A 20,786-nucleotide genomic window follows, 5' to 3' on the forward strand; every position below is an offset into this window, starting at 1 on the left:
CGCGTGCCTCAGTCACCGAGCACCCAGGAGTCCTTGGTGCCGCCGCCCTGCGAGGAGTTGACCACCAGCGAACCCTTCTTCAGCGCCACCCGCGTCAGCCCGCCGGGCGTGATTTCCACCCCGTCGGGCGAACACAGCGCAAAGGGCCTGAGGTCGACATGGCGCGGGGCGAGGCCCTTGCGGGTGAAGATCGGGCAGGTCGACAGCGCCAGCGTGGGCTGGGCGATGTAGTTGTCGGGGTCCGCCACCAGTTTGAGGCGGAACTGCTCGATTTCCTTCTTGCTGGCGGTCGGGCCGATCAGCATGCCGTAACCGCCCGAACCGTGGACTTCCTTCACCACCAGCTCGTCAAGATTGTCGAGCACGTATTTCAGCGCGTCGGGATCGGCGCAGCGATAGGTATCCACGTTGGGCAGCAGCGGCTTTTCGCCGGTGTAGAATTCCACGATGTCGGGCATGAACGAATAGATCGCCTTGTCATCCGCCACCCCGGTGCCCGGCGCATTGGCGATCGTCACCCGGCCCGCGCGGTACACGTCGAAGATGCCCGGCACCCCCAGCACGCTGGCGGGATTGAAGGTGAGCGGATCGAGAAATTCGTCATCTACCCGGCGATAGATCACGTCGACCGGCTTGAACCCCACGGTCGTGCGCATCTGCACCCGCCCGTCGACCACGCGAAGATCGCTGCCCTCCACCAGTTCAGCGCCCATCTGGTCGGCCAGGAAGGCGTGTTCGTAGTAGGCGGAATTGTAGATGCCCGGCGTCAGCACGGCGATGGTCGGCTTGCCCCGGGTCGATTCCGGCGCGCAGGCGGCCAGGCTGTTCGCCAGGCGGCGCGGATAGTCGGAAACGGGGCGCACGTTCACCTTGCTGAACAGCTCGGGGAACATCGCCATCATCGTTTCGCGATTTTCCAGCATATAGCTGACGCCTGACGGCGTGCGGGCATTGTCCTCCAGCACCAGGAATTCTTCGGGCCCCGTGCGGACGAGATCGATGCCGGTGATATGGGTGTAGACTCCGCCCGGCGGCGTGAAGCCGACCATCTGCGGCAACCATGCCTTGTTGTGGCGGAACAGGCGTTCGGGCAGGCGGCCCGACCGAATGATCTCCTGCCGGTGATAGAGATCGTGCATGAAGGCGTTCAGCGCCCGGACCCGTTGCTCGATACCGCGCGATACCCGTCGCCATTCGCTGGCGGTGATGATGCGGGGCACCATGTCGAAGGGGATCAGCCGCTCCTCGGCATCGTCCTCTCCGTAGACGTTGAAGGTGATGCCGGTGCGGCGGAAGAAGCTTTCGGCCTCGAAATTCTTCGAGCGCATCCAGCCCTCGTCCTGCGCGGCGAGCCATTGCTGGTAGCCCTCGTATGCCTCGCGCACCGAACCGTCGGGCGCATGCATCTCGTCGAATTTCGGCTCCTCGGTAACTTCCCTGACCCCTGGCAAGAGTGTGACGCGGACTACCTACCGCCTCCGGATCGGGTGCGGCGCCTCCTCTCGGTATAAAGGATTGTCAGCTTTCCAGTTCCCGCACAAGCGCCATGATGCAGTCTGGCGAGGTGGGAAAGGTCAGGTGCGTGCAGCGCAGCGCCACCGCCCTGTCGCGTTCGCCCGGCACCCCGCTGGCCGCCCTGCGGGAAATCACGCCGTCGCGCGGAGACCAGAAGGCAACGGTCTCGACCGGCGGCTTGGCGCGCAGGTCGCTGGCGATGGGCGGGGCCTCCACCCGGTGCCCGGCCACCACCTGGTAGGTGCGCCAGACATGATTGGAATAGGGCGTGTGGCTGAAGGGCGATCCCATGGTGACCACCTTTGCCACGTGCTCGGGCACGATCTTCGCCACTTCGCGCGCAAAGACCCCGCCAAGGCTCCACCCGACCAGCACCACCTGCTGCCCGTAGCGTTCCCGCACGGCGGCCACGCGCGCGGCGATCAGGTTCAGCGTTTCCGGCGTAGGGCCCATGTTGTGCCCCAGCCCCCAACGCTTGACCTTGTGGCCGGCGCGTTCAAGCTGCTCCGCCATATACCGCATCCGCGTTGGACCCGTGGCGAAGCCGGGCAGCAGGATGACGACCTTGCGCGCCGCCGCAGCACGGATCGGCAGATCGGGGCGGAAGTGGATGCGGAAAGGCTCGGCCACGGCGCCAAGCTCGGCAAGAAACAGCCGCAGCGGCGGGACATGCGCCTCCGCAGGGGCAGTGCCGCGCAGCAGCCCGGCGCGACCTGCGAGCGCGGAACTTAACCCGGCAAGGCCGCGCTTGATGCGGGCGGATAACGGCTCCTCGTCGGTGTCGACCGGGAACAATGGCATGGTCAGCGGGCGGCCGGGCCGCTGTTGCCACGCGCCGCGGGAACGGCGTCGGGCGGAGGGGGAGCGGGGCAGGCGCCGATGCGTGCGTTCTCCACTCTGGTCGTCATTTCCAGGCGCTTGCCGGGCACGTCCGCGCCGGTCTGGACGACATGGTTTTCCAGGCTCGAGCGGGTCGATCCCGCGGTGGCGAGCATGGCGATGCGCGTGGCCGATCCGTCGGTGTTGTCGCAGGCGATGTCGGCGCCCATCCGGTCCCCCTCGACATCGAAGCGCGTGATCTGGCAGCTGCCCTCGCCCAGCGCCTCCACCATCGGGCGGAAACCGCGCGCGGCCTCCTCCGGCGAAACGCAATGCTCGCTTTGCGACTGCACGCCGACTCGCATGTTCTCCCGCGCCCAGGCCTCGTCGGCGGCGCCGGGATCGTCCATCGCGAAGCTGACGAGGGTGTTGGTGGTGCGGTAGAGCCCCGGTTCGGGCCGGGTCAGCGTATCGGCCCGGGCGATAACCACCCGATCGTCCACGGGCGCATCACCCCCGCAGGCGGTGAGTATCGCGGAGCCTGCCGCGGCGAGCGCTATCAGCCGCAGCTGTCGCCCGTACGCTGCGACTGCACGCCGAACCGCACCGTGATGTCGCCCGTTTCCAGCGGCACGGGGTAGGTCATGCGCAGGGCAGCGGAGGTATCCTCCACCGTCCCGGCAAAATCCACCCGTCCGTTCAAACCCTGGTCGGCGTTGCACGACATCGCTCCTTCGATCGAGCCGCCCTCGGCGGTGAGGCTGGAAAGCGTGCAACTAGCCTGCGCCAGTGCCGAAAGCCACTCCTCGCGCGTCATCCCCTCGGTCACGCAATACAGCTGCGGCTCGGCCGCGCCGGCGGCAAATTCCGTGCGCATCGCGGCGACCTGCTCCTCGGTCGCGCCGGGGGCGTCGATCTCGATCAGGTCCTGCGTTGCGGAGTATTCGCCCGGCTGGAGCATGGTTCCGGTATCGGTCATGCCGGCGATCTCGTCTCCCGTCAGCGCCTCGTCCGTGGCGGGAGCATCTCCCTGGCAGGCTGCGAGCGCAATCCCGGCGAAAAGCGGCAGGGCGGTGCGGGCAAGCAGGGTCGGACGCATGGCAGGTTCCTCAGTGGTGGCGCGGTCGCCGCGCCAGATGGCGCAGGCGGTCTGACGCGGGGTTACCCCGCCCGCCCCGTGCTGCCAATCGCCACAGGGCGGCTTAGCCGTGCGCGTCCCAAATCGGTGCAGCCGAAGGCCTAGCAGTCGCCGATCCTCTGATGGGTGGCGCGGGCGCGCATCGTCATGTCGCCCATGCCGGGAATCGATCCGCGCATGGCGGTTTCCATGACCGAGCTGGTTGCCGTGCCCTCGCCATCCATGGTGATCGTCATCGTTCCCTGCCCCGGCATCGTGCAGATCATTTCGGCGTCGATGTTGCCGCCGCTGGCATCGAACCGGCTGAAGCTGCAGTTCTCGCCCGCGTCCTGCGATCGGCGGGCCATGGCCTCGTAACCCTCGTCCACATCGGCCTGGGTCAGGCAGTATTCGCTCTCCTGCCCCGAGGCCATCTGCTCGCGGATCATGTCGCCAGCCCCCGCGGGCGCGCCGGGCAGGTCGAATTCGAGTATCTCGGTCGAGACGCGGTACCGTCCGGCCTGGGGGCGCATCCCCTCGTCGTCCATGCGGTCGGCGGCTTCGGCCACGCTGACCGCGCCATCGCCATCCGCGTCCGCGCTGCCGGTGTCGCCGCAACCGGCTAGCGCCAGCAACGGCAGGCTCGCCATGGTGATGATGATCCGGCGCATGTCGTGCCTCCCCTTCGATGATCCCGATTGCCCGGAAGGTGCCCCAACGCCGACGATGACGCAATCCCCGGCCCCTTGTTGCCAATCCGTTCCTGCTTACCCATATCCGCGCCATGGCCGAACTCGTCATCCGTCGCGGACTCGAAGAACCTGATACCACCGGCGATTTCGTGCCGCACAAACCCGCGCGGCCGGAAAAGTCGATGGGTGGCAAGCCGTTCAAGCTGGTCAGCGATTACGCCCCTGCCGGTGACCAGCCCAGGGCGATCGACGAGCTCGTCTCCGCCGCCGGCGACGGCGACCAGACCCAGGTGCTGCTGGGTGTTACCGGCAGCGGCAAGACCTTCACCATGGCCAAGGTGATCGAAGAGTTGCAGCGCCCCGCCCTCGTGCTGGCGCCCAACAAGATCCTCGCCGCGCAGCTATACGGCGAGTTCAAGAGCTTCTTTCCCGACAACGCGGTGGAGTATTTCGTCAGCTACTACGACTACTACCAGCCAGAGGCCTACGTGCCCCGGTCGGACACCTACATCGAGAAGGAAAGCTCGGTTAACGAGGCGATCGACCGGATGCGCCATTCGGCCACCCGCGCGCTGCTGGAACGCGACGACGTAATCATCGTCGCCTCGGTCAGCTGCCTCTACGGCATCGGCTCGGTCGAGACCTATTCGGCCATGATCTTCGACATCAAGACCGGCGAGACCGTCGACCAGCGCGAACTGATCCGCAAGCTGGTCGCCCTGCAATACAAGCGCAACGATCTCGCCTTTGCGCGCGGCAACTTTCGCGTGCGGGGCGACAATCTGGAGCTGTTTCCCAGCCACCTGGAAGATACCGCCTGGCGCATCAGCTTCTTCGGCGACGACATCGAGGAGATCGCCGAGTTCGACCCGCTGACCGGCAAGAAGGGCACGGTGCTGAAAACCGTGCGCGTCTATGCCAACAGCCACTACGTCACGCCCGGCCCGACGATGAAGCAGGCCGCCAATGCCATCAAGTTCGAGCTTGAGGAGCGGTTGAAGGAGCTGCACGCCGAGGGCCGCCTGCTCGAAGCCCAGCGGCTGGAACAGCGCACCAATTTCGATCTCGAGATGATCGCCGCCACCGGCAGCTGCAACGGCATCGAGAATTACAGCCGCTTCCTGACTGGCCGCCTGCCGGGCGAACCGCCGCCAACGCTGTTCGAATACCTGCCCGAAAACGCGCTGCTGTTCGTGGACGAAAGCCACCAGACCGTGCCGCAGATCGGCGCGATGGCCAAGGGCGATCACCGGCGCAAGATTACCCTGGCCGAATACGGCTTCCGCCTGCCGAGCTGCATCGACAACCGCCCCCTGCGTTTCAACGAATGGGACGCCATGCGCCCGCAGACGTTCTGCGTATCCGCCACGCCGGGAACCTGGGAAATGGAGCAGACCGGCGGCGTCTTTGCCGAACAGGTCATCCGCCCCACCGGCCTGATCGACCCGCCGGTCGAGATCCGTCCGGTCGAGGACCAGGTGCAGGACTGCATTGCCGAGTGCAAGGCGACGGCGAAGGTCGGTTACCGCACGCTGGTTACCACTCTCACCAAGCGCATGGCCGAAGACCTGACCGAGTTCATGCACGAGCAGGGCGTGCGCGTGCGCTACATGCACTCCGACGTGGAAACGCTGGAACGCATCGAGCTGATCCGCGACCTGCGGCTGGGTGTCTACGACGTGCTGATCGGCATCAACCTGCTGCGCGAGGGGCTCGACATTCCCGAGTGCGGCCTGGTGTGCATCCTCGATGCCGACAAGGAAGGCTTCCTGCGGTCCGAGACCAGCCTCATCCAGACCATCGGCCGCGCCGCGCGCAACGTGGACAGCAAGGTCATCCTCTATGCCGACCGCATCACTGGCAGCATGGAACGCGCCATGGCAGAGACCGATCGCCGCCGCGCCCGGCAAGAGGCCTACAACGCCGAGAACGGCATCACCCCGACGACAATCATCCGCGGCATCCAGGATATCGTCGCCCACACCGCGTCGCAGGACGGGGTGACGATCGGCACCGGCGATCCGGAACGCAACAACCTCGTGGGCCACAACCTGCGCGCCTATATCGAGGACCTGGAGAAACGCATGCGCAACGCCGCCGCCGACCTCGAATTCGAGGAAGCCGGCCGCCTGCGCGACGAGATTCGGCGGCTCGAATCCGACGAACTGGGCATTCCCGATCCCGACAAGAAGGCACCCATCGTGGGCCGCAGCAACGAAGGCAAGCCGGGCACGCGCAAGATGCGATACGGGCGAACGCAACGCAAGTTCGGGAAGTAGGCCCGCGCCCGATTGCCTCGCCTGGCGCCCTCTGCCAGAAGCGCGTGCCATGACATCCCGTTTGCTCGCGCTGGCTGCCGCCGCGCTCATCGCCCTGCCCGCCTCGACCCTTGCACAGGACGCCGCCCCGCCGGCCGCCCAGGCAACGCTGCTGGTCCCGCAGGTCCGCACGCATGACATGGTCGGCACCTTTGGCGGGGTCCGCGTGCCCTATCGGGTGACGATGGGCGAGACGATCATCAGCACCGATGAGGGCCGGCAGGAAGCCGTCATCGTCACCACTAGTTACGTGCGCACGCCGCGCGATGCCACGCGGCCGGTGTTCTTCATCTACAACGGCGGCCCGGGGTCGGGCTCGGTTTGGTTGCAGATGGGTGCCTTCGGCCCGGTCCGTGTCGCCATCCCGTCTGATGCGCGCGACGACGGGGCGCCGCCCTATCCGCTGGTCGACAACCCCGACAGCCTGCTCGACGTGGCCGACCTCGTCTTCATCGATCCGCCGGGCACCGGTTTCAGCTACCTTACCCCCGGCACCGATCCCGAGGACTATTACGGCCTGCGCGAGGATGCGCGCGCCGTGGCCGACGTGATCCGCCGCTGGATCAACGACAACGGCCGCTGGAACAGCCCGAAGTATCTGGGCGGCGAAAGCTACGGCACCACGCGCACCGCCATGGTCGTCGACGAGCTGGAGGGCAGCACCTACAACGATGTCGGCCTGAACGGCCTGATCCTCATCTCCACCATTCTCGATTTCGCCGCGCGCGAACCCACGCCGGGCAACGAGATGGCCTACATCACCCTGCTGCCGAGCCAGGCGGCGGCGGCATATTACCACGGGCTGGTCGCGGCACCCTCTGTCGAGGCGATCGTGGAGGAAGCCCGCCAGTTCGCCATCGGGCCCTACGCCCACGCCCTGCTGCAGGGCCAGGCCCTGCCCGCTGCGGAGCGCGCCGCGGTGCGTGCGGAACTGGCGCGCCTGACGGGCCTGTCGGAACGCTTCCTCGACAATGCTGAGCTCAGGGTGACCGACGACCGCTTCTACAAGGAGCTGCTACGCGACCGCGGGTTGACCATTGGCCGGCTGGACGCGCGCTATACCGGGCGCGATTACGACAATGCGGGCGAGAATGTCGACAACGATCCCAGCTTCTACGGCATAGACGCAGGCTACACCGCCGCCATCAACACCTGGGCGCGCGAGCGACTGGGCTTCACCACGGATCGCGAATACCAGTCCATCGGCAGCGTCGGCCCGTGGAACTGGTCCCTGGGCGGGCGGGGCCGTGCGGCCTATCTCAACGTCGCCCCGCTGATCGGGCAGGCGATGCGCGGCAACAGTGCGCTGCGCACCTTCGTGGGACAGGGGTATTACGATTTCGCCACGCCGTTCTTTGGCGCGGAATATTCGCTGACCCGCGTCGGGATCCCGCAGGACCGGGTGGAATTCCACTACTACGAGAGCGGGCACATGATGTATATTCGCGACGAGGACCGGGAAAAGCTTTCGGCCGACCTGCGCGACTTCATCCGCAACCGCTGACATGACCCGTCCGTTACCCCGGTTCGCGCTGGCTCTTGTTGCGTTGGCCGCAGTGGCCGCTTGCCAGCAGGAGGCGAGCGAGCCGCTGCCCGCGCCAGAGCCGAGCCGCCTGTCGCTCGACGACGTTCGCGTGCACGAGGGGACGGCCACGCCCTCTCCCGATACGTCGCAAGCGCGCTGGCGCGTGGCGGCGGACGGTCAGGGAATCGATTTCGGCAACGCGGGGGCGCCGCCATGGCTGTCGCTGGAATGCGCGCTGGATGCGCGGCCCGCCGAACTGGTCATCGTCCGCCACGCCGAAACCTACCCCGGGCAGAGCGCGCTGTTTCCCTTCGTCGGCAACGGCATGCGCAGCCGGTTCTTTGCCGACGCCGTGTTGCATGACGGCGAATGGCGCTGGGAAGCGCGCCTGCCGGCCGAGGATCCGCAGACCGAGGTGTTCGAAGGCACGCGCGACTTTACCGCCACGCTGCCGGGTCACGGCATGCTGGAAATCAGGGGCAGCCGGATGCCGGGCGAGTTCGTGGAGTGGTGCCGTTCCGGCGGGCAAGCGCGCCTGCCCACGCCGGAACCATCGCCCACCGCGGAACCGTCGCCTGCGCCAACCGCCAGCGCGGCCCCCGCGCGTTAGCGCGCGGCGCGGCTCGCCAGCATGTCCGGCGTCAGGATTTGCGGCAACCGTTCCGGCGCACCGCCGCCCGCCGGATACCACAGGTAGAGCGGAACGCCCGCCACGCCCTGTTCCTCCAGGAAACGGGTAATCGCCGGATCGGCGCGGGTCCAGTCGCCCCGCATGGCCGTGACGCCCGCCTCCTCGAAAGCTGCGCGCGTCGTCTCGCGCTCGATGGCGACACGCTCGTTGACCTTGCAGGTGACGCACCAGTCGGCCGTGAACCACACGAACACCGGCCGTCCCGATGCCTGCGCCTCGGCCAGCGCGGTATCGCTGAAGGGCACCGGATCGAGCAGGCTCGCCTCGGCGGCGCTGGCCTGGTCCGCGACACGAAACGGCAGCGATCCGGCGAAGTAGAGCGCGACCACGCCGGCAATCGCCGCCACGGGCACGTTGCCGCGCCGCCAGGCCGTGAAGACGATCACCAACAAGGCCGCCAGCGCGAGGGCGGCAAAGGCGAAATGCACCCCGCCCAGCCGCCAGGCCAGCCAGATGAGGGCGAGCGCCGTCAGCCCCATCGGCACCGCCATGGCCTTGCGAAACCGCTCCATCCACGCGCCGGGCCGTGGCAGCAACCGCCGCAAGGCGGGCACGAAGCCGAGCAGCAGGAAGGGCAGCGCCAGGCCAAGCCCGAGCGCGGCGAACAGCGTCATCGCCTGCGTGGCGGGCAGCAGCAGCGCGGCGCCCATCGCGGCGGCCATGAAGGGTCCGGTGCACGGCGTCGCCACCACGGCAGCCAGCAAGCCGGTGGCAAAGGCACTAGCGCCCCCGCCGCTGCGGATCGGCAGCATGGGCAGTTCATACAGCCCGGCAAGGTTGGCCGTAACCAGCACCGCCACCACCAGCAAAGCGGCGACAACCAGCGGCTGCTGCAACTGGAACGCCCAGCCGACCTGCTCGCCCGCGCTGCGCAGCAGCAGCATGATCGCCCCTAGCGCGAGGCAGGCCAGCACCACCCCGGCGGTATAGGCCAGCCCCTCGGCGCGGGCCTTCGCCTCGCTCTCACCCGCGCGCGCCAGCGTCAGTGCCTTGAGGCTGAGAATGGGGAAGACGCAGGGCATGAGGTTGAGCAACAACCCGCCCAACAAGGCGCCGCCGAGCAGCAGCACGAGCGGGGCTTGCTCGCCCGTGGCACCGGACACAGGCTCACCGCCGGTGGGCACTGCCCCCGCCCGACCCGTGAAGCGCACGCCCCGATTATCGCCAAAGGCAAGAATGCCGGTGATGCCATCAGGCGCACCGGCACGCGGGCCGAGCGGAATTTCCGCCACCAGCACGTCTCCGTCGCGGTAGAAGGCCTGCACCGCGCCATAATCGACTACGTCGCGCGTCTCCACGAACACGTGCGGATCGCGCAGGTCCACCGTCGCGGGCAGGGGGATCGCCAGGCGCAGGCGCTGGTTTGCGATCTGGTAGGCGACCGCCTGGTCGAGCAAGGGCGGCACGGCGGCGCGATCGGCATCGAATTGCGCGGTCAGCTGCGGCGACGGCTGCGGATAGCGCAGGGTCAGCGTGGCGCGTTCGGGCACGCACAGCTGGTCCGAACAGACCAGCCACTGCGCATCGAGCCGCACCGGCGCGCTGCCGGCAGCCGCGCCTGCGGGCACTTCCAGCGGCACCAGCACGGCGTAGTCGCGTTCGTAGGCATGGTTGGCGATGTCGAACAGCCACAGCAGGTCGGGCACCGGATAGAGCGGCTCGCCTGCGCGCCAGCCCGGCGGCAATTGCCAGTCGAGCGTCATGCCCAGCCCCGCCTCCCCCGGGTTCGACCAGTATCCGTGCCAGCCATCCTGCGGGCGGAAACGCAGCGCCACCGTCAGCGTTTCGCCCGGCACCGGCGCATGTTCGGCCACCAGGTCGGCCGCCATGCGGTTCTGTGGCGGCTGCGCCGCGTTCTGCGCGGCGGCCGGCATGGCCCATACCAGCAGCGCGGCGAGCAGGTACCGCATCAAGGTCAGGCTTGCCTGCATCATGCGCTGCACCTAGGTGCAGGCGTGATGACCGACAAGCGTGATCTCCTCATCCTGGGCGGCGGCCTCGTCGGCATGACGCTGGCGCTGACGGCGGCGAGGAAGGGCCTGTCCAGCCACGTGGTCGATCGCGCCGACCCGGCCGAGCAGACCGGCGAGACTTTCGACGGGCGCGCGTCTGCCATCTCCACCGCCAGCTGGAACCTGTTCGGCAATATCGGTCTTGCCGGCGCGCTGGAGGCGCACGGCTGCCCGATAGAAAGCATCGCGGTGTCCGACGGCATGAAGCCCGGCCGCATCGATTTCGTGCCCGAACCTCACGAAGGTTCGCTGGGCCGCATGTTCGCCAACCGCACCCTGCGCCTCGCGCTGTTCGAGGCGGCACGAAACGAACCGCTGATTACCTGGCACGCCAGGGCGGACATCGTCGATCGCCATCGCGGCGAACACGGCGTCACCGCTACCCTGGCCGATGGAACCCTTCTGAACGCCGCTCTGATGATCGGCGCCGAAGGACGCGGCTCGCCCACGCGTGAGGACGCCGCCATCCCGATCGCCAAATGGGATTATCGCCATCGCGCCGTTATCCAGGGCCTGACGCACGAACGGCCGCACCAGGGCGTGGCGTGGGAAATCTTCTACCCTGCCGGACCCTTCGCACTGCTGCCCCTGCTCGATGACGAGGCGGGGCGTCACCGCTCGGCTCTGGTGTGGACGGTGGACGAGAAGGACGCCGCCGGCGTGCTCAAGCTGGGCCCCCGCGCCTTTCAGGCCGAGGTCGAGAAGCGGATGCACGGCGTGTTCGGCGCCATTGCGCTCAACGGCGGGCGCAGTTCCTACCCGCTCGGCTTCCACCACACGGCAAAGATCGTGGACCACCGCCTCGCACTGGTGGGGGATGCCGCGCACGGCATTCATCCGATTGCCGGGCAGGGCCTGAACCTGGGTCTGCGCGATGTCGGCGCGCTGGTGGAAGTGATCGCCGACGGTGCCCGCATCGGGCTGGAACCGGGCGATGCGCAAGTGCTGGCGCGGTACGAGAAATGGCGCGGGCTCGATGCGTTCATGGTCGCGCTGGCGACTGACGGGTTGACGCGCCTGTTCGGCATTCCGGGCAAGGCACCCAGCGCCGCGCGCCGCATCGGCATGGCCGGCGTGCAGCGGGTGCCGGCGCTGAAACGCTGGTTCATGGACGAGGCCCGCGGCATGAGCGGCGACCTGCCCGACCTGCTGAAGGGCTAGGCCCTTCGCAACAGGCGCCTATTCGATTTCCTCGCCGCGCCCGTCACGCAACTGCCGCGGATCGCGCACCGCGACGGTCTCCAGCGTCTCCAGCGCGCGCTGGGCGCCGGCATAACGCTCGGCATCGCCGATCCAGTCCAGTGCCGCGGCGGAATTGGGCAACTGCCGCACTTCGGAAATCGCCGGCTCCAGCCGCCCCGCTTCCAGAAAGGCACGCGCCCGTTCGATCCGCCGCTGGGCAATGGGCGAAGCGGTCGTTTCACGGCGGACGATGAACACCTCCGACAACTCTCGGCCGAGCCGGGTGAATACGCCTTCCCCTCCCGGCGCATCGTCGAGCGTCGGCGCAATCCCTTCGAAGCGGGCGAGCAACTGGTCGAGCGTGATCGGTTCGCGCGATGCGTCGATGATGGTCTGCACCGCGCGCGGCCGGTCTTCCCCGAAACGCAGGCGCAACTGGTCGGCGAGATAATCGAGCGGCTCGCCCCGCTCGATCACCCGGCGCGCGGCAAAGGCGATGAACAGCGCCTCGGCGCGCGCGGTATTGGACGCGGCGCTCTGCGCCTGGATGTCGAGCCGGGCCAGCCGCTGCTCCAGCGCGGCGACGCGCGCGTCGATCCCGCCCTGCTGCTGCGCCACGTCGGCCACGTCCCGCCTGGTCTGCGCCGCGGTCGCCACGGTGGAAGCGGAGGCAGACGGCGCGGGCAGCGGTTCTGCCGGGGTGCCGACGGCGCGCTGCGGGGGCCTGCTTGCCGTCATGGCAGGTTCGGCATCCTCGCGCAGGGTCAGCAGGCCATCCAGCGCATCGCTGCGCGCCACGAACCACATCGCCAGCGCGCCCAGCACGAAGGCGACGATCGCACCGTACAGCACTGGTCGCATCCCGGCCCTGCCATGCCGCAGGCTCGCGGGCCGGAAATCGTGGCCTTGTTCCATATCCGTCCTTCACGCCCGGGAGGCAGGCGATCCCTTCTGCTTTCCCTTCAGGCGTGGTGCATTAATGGCACATGTTTGCGGCAAGTGAAAGCAGCGCGGCATCATCGGGCCGCGGCGCGCTCTGGCAGGCCTTCCATCCGCGGCCTGCCGCCTTGGCGACACGGGGGCCAATGCAGGCCAGTCCGATGCGCCCCTTGTCGAGCCCGCGCCGTTCGCATTCGCGGGCGAAGTGGCTGGCCGCCGCAGCCGAATGCAGCAGGACGACAGGCTCGCCCACGCGCAGGGACACCTCGTCGCCGCCGGTCAGGGGAATGGAGCGCACATCGTAGACCTCGCGCACGGTGATGGCGATGCGCCTGGGGTGTTTCAGGGCGATGTGTTCGGCCCCCGCAAGGCGCAGGAACCGCACCTTGCCCTTCTCGGCGTTGAGCACCTGTTGCAGCCCACCGGTGCCGACGTGCGCCACGGTCAGCCCCGCCTCGCGCGCGGCATCGGCCGTGGCCTCGCCAACGGCGTGGACGGGCAGGTGGCGATAGGCTTCCAGCGCGATGCCGGCCTGGCGCACGGCATTCGCGCTGCCGATCAGAAGCGCGTCGAACTGCTCGGGCGGCGGGGCCTGCCAGCGCAGCGGCACGACTTCGAACAGGGGACGACCCAGCACCGCGAGGTTCATGTCACGGCCACGCTGCAGGGTCGCCTGCAGACCGGGTTCGGGACGGATGGCAAAGATCATGCGGGCCGTCCGGCAAAATAGGCGGTGATGCCCGAAGGCGCGCGGGCAAGCAGGTCGGCGGCCAGCCGCGCGGGCGCGTCGTGATCGTCGGCGACAAATCGCGCTTCGCCATCGACACGGGTCTGGCCGGCAGGGCTGAACAGCGCGGCGCGCATGGTCAGCGTATCGCCGTCGCCATCACACAGCACGGCGATGGGCGAGTGGCAGTTGCCCCCCAGCGCCAGCAGCAGCGCCCGTTCGGCCATCACCTCGGCGCGGGTGGGCGCGTGGTCGATGGCGGCGAGCAGTCCCAGCGCAGCGCTGTCACCGGCACGGCATTCGATCGCGATCGCGCCCTGCGCCGGGGCAGGCAGCCAGGCGGCAGGATCCAGCGCATGCCCGATATCGTCGCGGCCCAGCCGGTCGAGCCCGGCGGCGGCCAGGAAAGTGGCGTCCACATCCCCCGCCTGCAGCTTGGCCAGCCGCGTGGCGACGTTGCCGCGAAAGGTCACCACGGTGCAATCGGGCCGGGCGTAGAGCACCTGGGCGGCGCGGCGGGGTGCGCTGGTGCCCACCACGGCGCCCTGCGGCAATCCGGCGATGCTGGATGCGCCCACCAGCCGGTCGCGCTTGTCCGCGCGGGGCAGCACGGCGGCGATGGCGAGGGTCTCGGGCCGCACGGTCTCCACGTCCTTCAGCGAGTGAACCGCCGCGTCGATCGTGCCGTCGGCCAGCCAGGCGTCTAGTTCCTTGGTCCACAGCGCCTTGCCGCCGATCTCGGCCAGGGCACGGTCCTGCACCTTGTCGCCGCTGGCGATGACCGGCACCAGTTCCACCGCGCTTTCGACCCAGCCGTGCGCCGCGCACAGCCGCGCGCGTGCCTCTTGCGCCTGCACCATTGCCAGTGGGGAGGTGCGCGTTCCGAGCTTCAGGTAAGGCGTATCCGGCATGGGTGCGCTTGCCCTAGCGGCCCGACACGCTAAGGCAAGCGGCATGACCCTGGTTCTCGGCATTGAAAGCAGTTGCGACGAAACCGCCGCCGCGCTGGTAACGGGCGAGCGGGTGATCCTGGCGCAAGCCATCGCCAGCCAGGAGGCCGAACACGCGCCCTACGGCGGCGTCGTTCCAGAAATCGCCGCCCGCGCCCATGCCGAACGCCTCGCGCCGCTGATAGCCAGGGTGCTGGACGAAGCGGGCCTCGGCCTTGCGGACTGCGACGCGGTGGCCGCCACCGCCGGGCCGGGCCTGATCGGCGGCGTCATGGTCGGGCTGGTCAGCGCCAAGGCACTGGCGATGGCGAGCGACAGGCCGCTGTTCGCGATCAACCATCTCGAAGGCCACGCACTGTCGCCGCGGCTGGCGGACCCCTCGCTCGGATACCCCTATGCCCTGTTGCTGGTCAGCGGCGGGCACTGTCAGATCTTGCAGGTGGACGGCGTAGGCCGCTACCGCCGCCTCGCCACGACCATCGACGATGCGCTGGGAGAGGCGTTCGACAAGACCGCCAAGATCCTCGGTCTCGGCTATCCCGGCGGCCCCGCGGTGGAGCGGCTTGCGCTGGAGGGCGATCCCAGGGCTGTGCCGCTGCCGCGCCCGCTGAAAGGCCGGCCCGAGCCGCACTTCAGCTTCGCCGGTCTCAAGAGCGCGGTGCTGCGCGCCAGGGAAAGCCGCCAATATTCCGACGCCGACCTTGCCGCCAGCTTCCAGCAGGCCGCGCTCGACTGCATCCTCGACCGCACGCGCCGTGCGCTGGCCGATATGGGCGAAGTCACCGCTCTGGTCGTCGCCGGCGGGGTCGCCGCCAACCGGACCATCCGCGCCGGGCTGGAGGGGCTGGCAGGCGAATTCGCCCTGCCCTTCACCGCGCCGCCGCTGCCGCTGTGCACCGATAACGCCGCGATGATCGCCTGGGCGGGCGTCGAACGGCTTGAGGCCGGGTTCCCGGCGGACCCGCTCGATTTCGTGGCCCGTCCGCGCTGGCCACTCGATCCGGATGCCGAGCCAGCGCGCGGTGCGGGAGTAAAGGCATGACCCTTCGGCAAGCCCAGGATGAGCGGACAATCGGTGTCGTGGGGGCGGGAGCGTGGGGAACGGCGCTGGCGCAGGCGCTGGCGTCCGACGGACGGCCCGTCAAGCTGTGGGCGCTGGAGGATGGCCTTGCCGACGCCATCAACACCACGCACCGCAACGCGCCCTATCTGCCCGCTGCCGAACTGGCCCCGACCATAGAGGCGACAGGCGACCTGGCCATGATGGCGACCTGCGACGCGCTGCTTATCGTGACCCCGGCCCAGCATACCGCCGCCACCCTGGCCCGGATGCCAGCCTTCCCGCGCGACCTGGTGCTCTGTTCCAAGGGCATCGAGGCGAGCACCGGGCGCATGATGCACGAAGTGGCGCATGACGCCGCGCCCGGCAGCGCCATCGCCGTCCTGTCCGGCCCCACGTTCGCGCACGAGGTCGCCGCTGGCCTGCCCTGCGCCGTCACGCTGGCCTGTGGCGGCGGGCAGGCGCAGTGGGATCGGCTCGCCCCGGCCATCGCCCGGCCCGCGCTGCGCCCCTACTACTCGGACGACGTCGTCGGGGCCGAAGTCGGCGGCGCGGTCAAGAACGTGCTCGCCATCGCCTGCGGGGTGGTGGAAGGGCTGCGGCTGGGGCAGAACGCACGCAACGCGCTCATCACCCGTGGCTTTGCCGAGATGCTGCGTTTTGGCGTTGCGCGCGGCGGCAAGGCGGAAACGCTGAACGGCCTGTGCGGCCTCGGCGACCTGGTGCTCACCTGCTCGTCCACCTCCAGCCGCAACTTCTCGCTCGGCAAGGCGCTGGGCGAAGGGATGAGCGCGGCCGAGGCCCTGGCCGACAAGCGCACCGTGGCCGAAGGCGCGCACACCGCCCCCGTCCTCGGCCGCATTGCCGCCGACATGGGGGTGCAGATGCCCATTGTGGAGGCGGTGAACGAACTTCTCGCCGGGCGCCGCGCACGGGACGTGGTCGCCGGCCTGCTCGCCCGCCCGCTGCGACGCGAAGGCCTCGAGGCTTGAGCGAAACCGCGCGCGAAGGGGGCGGGCCGGACGGCGACATAGAGGCGCTGGCGAAAGGCGGGCGCACCAATCTCATCGGCTTCCTGCTGCGCCTCGCCGCACGGCTGCCCTTCCTGTTCATCGCCGGGCGCCTCTACGGCGCGGACGACCTCGGCCGATTTGCCAGCGCACTGGTGGTGGTCGAACTCGTCGCGCTGCTGTGCTCGCTCGGCGAGAAGCGCGGCCTCGCCCAGCGGCTGAGCGACGTCGAGGGCAAGTCCGAGCGGCGCGCCACGACGCTCGTCTACGACGGCATGTTCGTGGCGACGGGACTTTCGGTGCTGGCGGCGCTGGCGTTGTGGTTCTTCCCCGCGCCGCTGTTCCCCAACGGCATGAACGGCCCGCTCGACCGGCTGCTCGTCCTCGCCATTCCGGGCTACGCACTGACCGAGATCGTGCTGGCAGCGCAGGCCTATCGCTATGACATCGCCACCACGGTGCGCGCCCGCGCAGTGGTGGAGCCGTGGACGATCTCGATCCTGGCGGGGGTGTTCTGGTTCGTGCCCGCCATCGCGCATTCAGGCCTCGCCATGGCCTACCTCGCCTCGATCTATGCAGGACTGGCAACGGCACTGTGGACCTTTTTCCGGACCTACGGCCTGCCCCGGGGCTGGCGCCTGCGCCCCGTGGCGCTCGCCCGCATGAGCTGGCGCGCGACGCCGCTGGCGCTGGCCGATGCCATCGAATGGGGCACCCGGCGTGTCGACATCGCCATCCTCGGCATCTACGCCGGACCGACAGCGGTGGGCATCTATTACGTCGCGCAGCAGGTCGCCAGCCTGCCGCAGAAGCTGAAGACCAGCTTCGAGCCCATCCTGGGGCCCGTCATCACCAAGGCCCTGCGCGAGAACGACTATGCCGCCATCGCCCGGCAGGTGTGCCAGGTGGGGTTCTGGATCACCGCCGCGCAGGCGGGCATCGCGCTGGCACTGGGCATCCCGGGCCAGGGGATCATGGGCCTGACAGGGCCGGAGTTCGTCGGCGGCACCGCGGCACTTGCCTTCCTTCTGGCAGCAGAAGTGGTGGCCGCCACCGCCGTCGTCAGCGAGGCGGCGCTGGTCTACGTCGCGCGGGTGCGCAACCTCGCCATCTCTATCGGCGTCATCGCGCTGCAGGCGTTGCTGACGGTGATCGCGATGGAGGTGGTGGACCGCTGGGACTTTGCCACGCAGCAGCGCGCCGATCTCTACCGCGCCGCCGCCGCCGCCGCCGCGCTCATGCTGGCACTGGGGGTCAGCTCGGTGGTCAAGTCGATCCTGCTCTCGCGCATCCTGAAGCAGGGCATCAACAACTGGCGCTGGCCGCTGGTGTGGGCGGCGCTTGCGGCAGTCGTGGTCGGCCAGCTGGTGGTGCGCCTGCCCGAGTGGGCGGAACTGGCGCTGGGTATTCCGCTGATCCTTGGCGTCTACGGCCTGGTGATCTGGCACAAGGGGTTCGGCCCCGAGGATCGCAAGCTGTTCGCCCGGCAGAGCGAAAAGGTCGTCGATCCCGACGCGCCGCCCTCCGGTTCGGCCTGAGCCTTCGTTTCGTCCGCCTTCGCTTCGGCGCCATTCACAAACGGTTCACCGCCGTGACCCTCCAATGATGCATAATATCATGGGGGACAGTATGAGGACTTTCACCAAACCCGCCGGTGTCGCCGCCATCGCTGCACTGCTCGCCAGTCCATCGGGAATGGCATCGGTGCAGGCACGACAAGCCGCGCGCCCCGCCCTTCCCGTTGCCGTCGCGCCGCCGCTTCCCGAGGGTTGCGAACTGCCCTCGCCGCGCGAGAGGGACGAGCGGATTTTCACGCGCAGCCCGGTCCGCAACGCTCCGGTCGGCATGGCTCCCCCGCCCCCGCCCCCTCCGCCCCCTCCGCCTCCGCCTCCCCCACAGGGGGCATCCGCGTCCGCCGCGCCGGTCACCGTCACCGGATCGCGGCTGGGCAACGCCGCCGCCGACACTGCAGGGTCCGAAGTGGCTCCGACCGGCGCCCCTCCCGCCGTGTCCGAAAGCCGCTACCACTGGATCCCTGCCGTCCATGCCCCGGTCGATCCGGGCCGCGAGCGCTATGACGGCGAAGAGGTCGCGCCCGCATTGTGGGCCTACCAGCAACCCGTTTCCACCTTTTCGGTCGATGTCGACACCGGGGCCTACGCCAACGTGCGGCGGTTCCTGTCGAACGGTAACCTGCCGCCCGCCGCCGCCGTGCGGACGGAGGAACTGATCAACTACTTCCGCTACGATTATCCGCTGCCCGAGAACCGCAGCCAGCCCTTCAGCATCACCACCGACATGGCGGTCACGCCGTGGAACGCCGACACCCGCCTGCTGCGCGTGGGCCTGCGCGGATACGATCTGCCGCGTGCTGAGCGGCCGCCGGCCAACCTGGTGTTCCTGCTCGATGTATCGGGCTCGATGGCTTCGCCGGACAAGCTGCCGCTGGTGCAGACGGCCATGGCCATGCTGGCGAGCGAGCTTGGGTCGCAGGACCGCGTGTCCATCGTCGTCTACGCTGGTGCCGCCGGACTGGTGCTTGAACCGACCAACGACGAATGCAGGATCCGCCAGGCCATCGCCGGCCTCAACGCGGGCGGCTCTACCGCAGGCGGCGCGGGCATCCGGCTTGCCTACGATGTCGCGCGCGGCAGCTTCATCGACGATGGCGTCAACCGCGTCATCCTGGCGACCGACGGTGACTTCAATGTCGGCGTGCAAAATCAGGACGCGCTGATCGAACTGATCGAGCAGGAGCGTGACAGCGGCATCACCCTCACCACGCTGGGTTTCGGCACCGGCAACCTCAACGACGCCATGATGGAACAGGTCGCCGACCACGGGAACGGCAACTATTCCTACATCGACTCCGCCTTCGAGGCGAAGAAGGTGCTGTCCGACGAGATGGCCTCCACTCTTTTCACCATCGCCCACGACGTGAAGATCCAGGTCGAATTCAACCCCGCGACCGTCAGCCAGTATCGCCTCATCGGGTACGAGAACCGTGCCCTGCGCGAGGAGGACTTCGCCAACGACGCCGTGGATGCGGGCGATATCGGCGCGGGGCACCAGGTCACCGCGCTGTACGAAATCGTCCCGGCGGGGACACAAGGCTGGATGCGCGAACGGCGCTACGACCGGCCGGCTCCATCCGCTGCCGGGCGGACCGACGAGATGGCCTTCGTGCAACTGCGCTACAAGTTGCCGGGGGAGGATCGTTCGCGCCTCATCCAGCGCCCGGTCGCCACGCGGATGCTGGACCGGGCAAGGGCGCCGCGCGGTGACATGGCCTTTGCCATCGCGGTCGCCGCCTACGGCCAATTGCTGCGGGGGGATACGCTGCTGAACGGTTTCACTCATGCCGACGCGGTGGAACTGGCGGGCGCGCAGGACGGTTACTGGAGGTCCGAGTTCCTCCAGCTTGCCAGCCTGGCCCAGGCAATGGACAGACGCCGACCCTGAAGGCTAGGGGCGGCCCAGCCTCAAAAGGAATTGCCGCCCCATGACCCAATTCATCCAGGACAACCTCGTTTTCATCATCATCGCGGTGGTGGTGGCCACGCTGGTGCTGTGGTGGCTCGTCAACGCATCGCGCAAGACGAAGGTGGAGATAGAGGAACGCGGCGACAGCGAGACGGTCGCGCGCCGCAACCAGGCCCTGATCGACGCGCCGAGCGCCGCCAGCAGCGCCGTGCCCCGCCGCGAAGCGCCGACGACAGAGCGTGACGAGATCGAGGCGGTCGCCCCCGGTCACGTTTCTGCCGCCGCCAATTTCGATTCCACCGCCGCCGCCACCGAACAGGGCGATGCGGAGGCAGGCGCTCCCGGCTCGGCGCGCGAGGCGATCAGGCAGGTGCCGGCGGAACTGGCCAGGAAGCCGGCAGAACCAGCGGCGCCGACTGTCTCTCACGAGGGCGACGACCTGTTGCGCATCAAGGGCGTCGGCCCCAGGATCGTGCCCCTGCTCGCCGAACAGGGCGTTACCCGCCTCGCCCAGATCGCCGCGTGGGACGATGCCGCGATCGACCGGATCGACGCGCAGATGGGCCGCTTCCAGGGCCGCATCCGGCGGGACGAATGGGTGGACCAGGCGCGCCTGCTCGCAGCGGACGACCTGGCCGGTTACGAGGCGCGCTTCGGCAAGCTCTGACGGACGTAGTGACCGCGTCGACAGATCTCCCGGGAACCGCATTGCGCCGATCGCGTAATGTTCGTTACACTTTCGTGGA

The 20,786-nt window shown here is 68.7% G+C and carries 18 protein-coding genes; 9 read left to right on the forward strand and 9 right to left on the reverse strand.

The window, feature by feature from the left end; translation table 11 throughout:
- Positions 1 to 8 precede the first annotated feature (8 nt).
- The 5 genes from GRI62_RS09220 to GRI62_RS09240 form a co-directional block, all read right to left on the reverse strand.
- Positions 9 to 1,406 carry a circularly permuted type 2 ATP-grasp protein gene (locus tag GRI62_RS09220; RefSeq protein WP_131453041.1) on the reverse strand — a complete coding sequence of 466 codons (1,398 nt, stop codon included), beginning with the start codon at positions 1,404 to 1,406 and terminating at the stop codon, positions 9 to 11.
- Positions 1,407 to 1,518: 112 nt separating this feature from the next.
- Positions 1,519 to 2,316, reverse strand: coding sequence for an esterase/lipase family protein (locus GRI62_RS09225; protein WP_131453042.1), 798 nt, complete (start codon positions 2,314 to 2,316; stop codon positions 1,519 to 1,521).
- A gap of 2 nt (positions 2,317 to 2,318) precedes the next feature.
- The gene (locus GRI62_RS09230) at positions 2,319 to 2,837 is read right to left on the reverse strand and encodes a DUF3617 domain-containing protein (protein ID WP_160731852.1); all 519 of its coding nucleotides are present in this window, start codon (positions 2,835 to 2,837) and stop codon (positions 2,319 to 2,321) included.
- A gap of 56 nt (positions 2,838 to 2,893) precedes the next feature.
- Positions 2,894 to 3,433 (reverse strand): DUF3617 domain-containing protein, encoded by a 540-nt coding sequence (locus GRI62_RS09235; RefSeq protein ID WP_131453044.1) that lies wholly within the window; start codon positions 3,431 to 3,433, stop codon positions 2,894 to 2,896.
- 140 nt (positions 3,434 to 3,573) lie between these two features.
- Positions 3,574 to 4,122: a DUF3617 domain-containing protein gene (locus tag GRI62_RS09240; RefSeq protein WP_131453045.1), complete on the reverse strand. Its 549-nt coding sequence runs from the start codon at positions 4,120 to 4,122 to the stop codon at positions 3,574 to 3,576.
- A 113-nt stretch (positions 4,123 to 4,235) separates the two neighbouring features.
- Between GRI62_RS09240 and uvrB the strand changes: the two genes are divergently transcribed.
- The 3 genes from uvrB to GRI62_RS09255 are packed head-to-tail and all read left to right on the forward strand — an operon-like array spanning position 4,236 to position 8,596.
- Positions 4,236 to 6,422, forward strand: a complete 2,187-nt coding sequence (gene uvrB, locus GRI62_RS09245) for an excinuclease ABC subunit UvrB (RefSeq protein WP_131453047.1) — start codon at positions 4,236 to 4,238, stop codon at positions 6,420 to 6,422.
- Positions 6,423 to 6,471: 49 nt separating this feature from the next.
- Entirely contained in the window at positions 6,472 to 7,965 is a 1,494-nt protein-coding gene (locus GRI62_RS09250; protein WP_131453048.1) for a S10 family peptidase, read from the forward strand.
- Position 7,966: 1 nt separating this feature from the next.
- A complete protein-coding gene (locus GRI62_RS09255; RefSeq protein WP_131453050.1) occupies positions 7,967 to 8,596 on the forward strand; it encodes a hypothetical protein in 630 nt (209 codons plus the stop codon).
- On the opposite strand, the gene GRI62_RS09260 is transcribed toward GRI62_RS09255, so the two are convergent.
- Entirely contained in the window at positions 8,593 to 10,611 is a 2,019-nt protein-coding gene (locus GRI62_RS09260; protein ID WP_131453052.1) for a protein-disulfide reductase DsbD family protein, read from the reverse strand. The genes GRI62_RS09255 and GRI62_RS09260 overlap by 4 nt on opposite strands.
- 24 nt (positions 10,612 to 10,635) lie before the next feature.
- On the opposite strand from GRI62_RS09260, the gene GRI62_RS09265 reads away from it, so the two are divergent.
- On the forward strand, positions 10,636 to 11,850 hold the full coding sequence (locus GRI62_RS09265) for an FAD-dependent monooxygenase (protein WP_131453053.1): 1,215 nt from the start codon (positions 10,636 to 10,638) through the stop codon (positions 11,848 to 11,850).
- An 18-nt stretch (positions 11,851 to 11,868) separates the two neighbouring features.
- Here the strand turns inward: GRI62_RS09265 and GRI62_RS09270 are convergent, their stop codons facing one another.
- From GRI62_RS09270 to hemC, 3 genes are all read right to left on the reverse strand, one after another.
- Entirely contained in the window at positions 11,869 to 12,786 is a 918-nt protein-coding gene (locus GRI62_RS09270; protein WP_234027409.1) for an MICOS complex subunit MIC60, read from the reverse strand.
- A 61-nt stretch (positions 12,787 to 12,847) separates the two neighbouring features.
- The gene (locus GRI62_RS09275; RefSeq protein ID WP_131453055.1) at positions 12,848 to 13,519 is read right to left on the reverse strand and encodes a uroporphyrinogen-III synthase; all 672 of its coding nucleotides are present in this window, start codon (positions 13,517 to 13,519) and stop codon (positions 12,848 to 12,850) included.
- Complete coding sequence (gene hemC / locus GRI62_RS09280; protein WP_131453057.1) at positions 13,516 to 14,448, reverse strand: hydroxymethylbilane synthase; 933 nt, start codon at positions 14,446 to 14,448, stop codon at positions 13,516 to 13,518. The genes GRI62_RS09275 and hemC overlap by 4 nt, the downstream gene beginning before the upstream one ends.
- A 43-nt stretch (positions 14,449 to 14,491) precedes the next feature.
- On the opposite strand from hemC, the gene tsaD reads away from it, so the two are divergent.
- The 5 genes from tsaD to GRI62_RS09305 all read left to right on the forward strand — a co-directional run bounded on the left by tsaD (position 14,492) and on the right by GRI62_RS09305 (position 20,707).
- Positions 14,492 to 15,529 carry a tRNA (adenosine(37)-N6)-threonylcarbamoyltransferase complex transferase subunit TsaD gene (gene tsaD, locus GRI62_RS09285; RefSeq protein ID WP_131453059.1) on the forward strand — a complete coding sequence of 346 codons (1,038 nt, stop codon included), beginning with the start codon at positions 14,492 to 14,494 and terminating at the stop codon, positions 15,527 to 15,529.
- A complete protein-coding gene (locus tag GRI62_RS09290) occupies positions 15,526 to 16,539 on the forward strand; it encodes an NAD(P)H-dependent glycerol-3-phosphate dehydrogenase (RefSeq protein WP_131453061.1) in 1,014 nt (337 codons plus the stop codon). Before tsaD ends, GRI62_RS09290 begins: the two co-directional genes overlap by 4 nt.
- Complete coding sequence (locus GRI62_RS09295) at positions 16,536 to 18,095, forward strand: lipopolysaccharide biosynthesis protein (RefSeq protein WP_199799919.1); 1,560 nt, start codon at positions 16,536 to 16,538, stop codon at positions 18,093 to 18,095. Before GRI62_RS09290 ends, GRI62_RS09295 begins: the two co-directional genes overlap by 4 nt.
- A 91-nt stretch (positions 18,096 to 18,186) precedes the next feature.
- Positions 18,187 to 20,019: a vWA domain-containing protein gene (locus GRI62_RS09300; RefSeq protein ID WP_234027410.1), complete on the forward strand. Its 1,833-nt coding sequence runs from the start codon at positions 18,187 to 18,189 to the stop codon at positions 20,017 to 20,019.
- 40 nt (positions 20,020 to 20,059) lie between these two features.
- Positions 20,060 to 20,707 carry a hypothetical protein gene (locus GRI62_RS09305; RefSeq protein WP_131453063.1) on the forward strand — a complete coding sequence of 216 codons (648 nt, stop codon included), beginning with the start codon at positions 20,060 to 20,062 and terminating at the stop codon, positions 20,705 to 20,707.
- Positions 20,708 to 20,786 lie beyond the last annotated feature (79 nt).

Origin of the sequence: Aurantiacibacter arachoides, assembly GCF_009827335.1 — a bacterium.
In the GTDB taxonomy this organism is placed as follows: domain Bacteria; phylum Pseudomonadota; class Alphaproteobacteria; order Sphingomonadales; family Sphingomonadaceae; genus Alteraurantiacibacter; species Alteraurantiacibacter arachoides.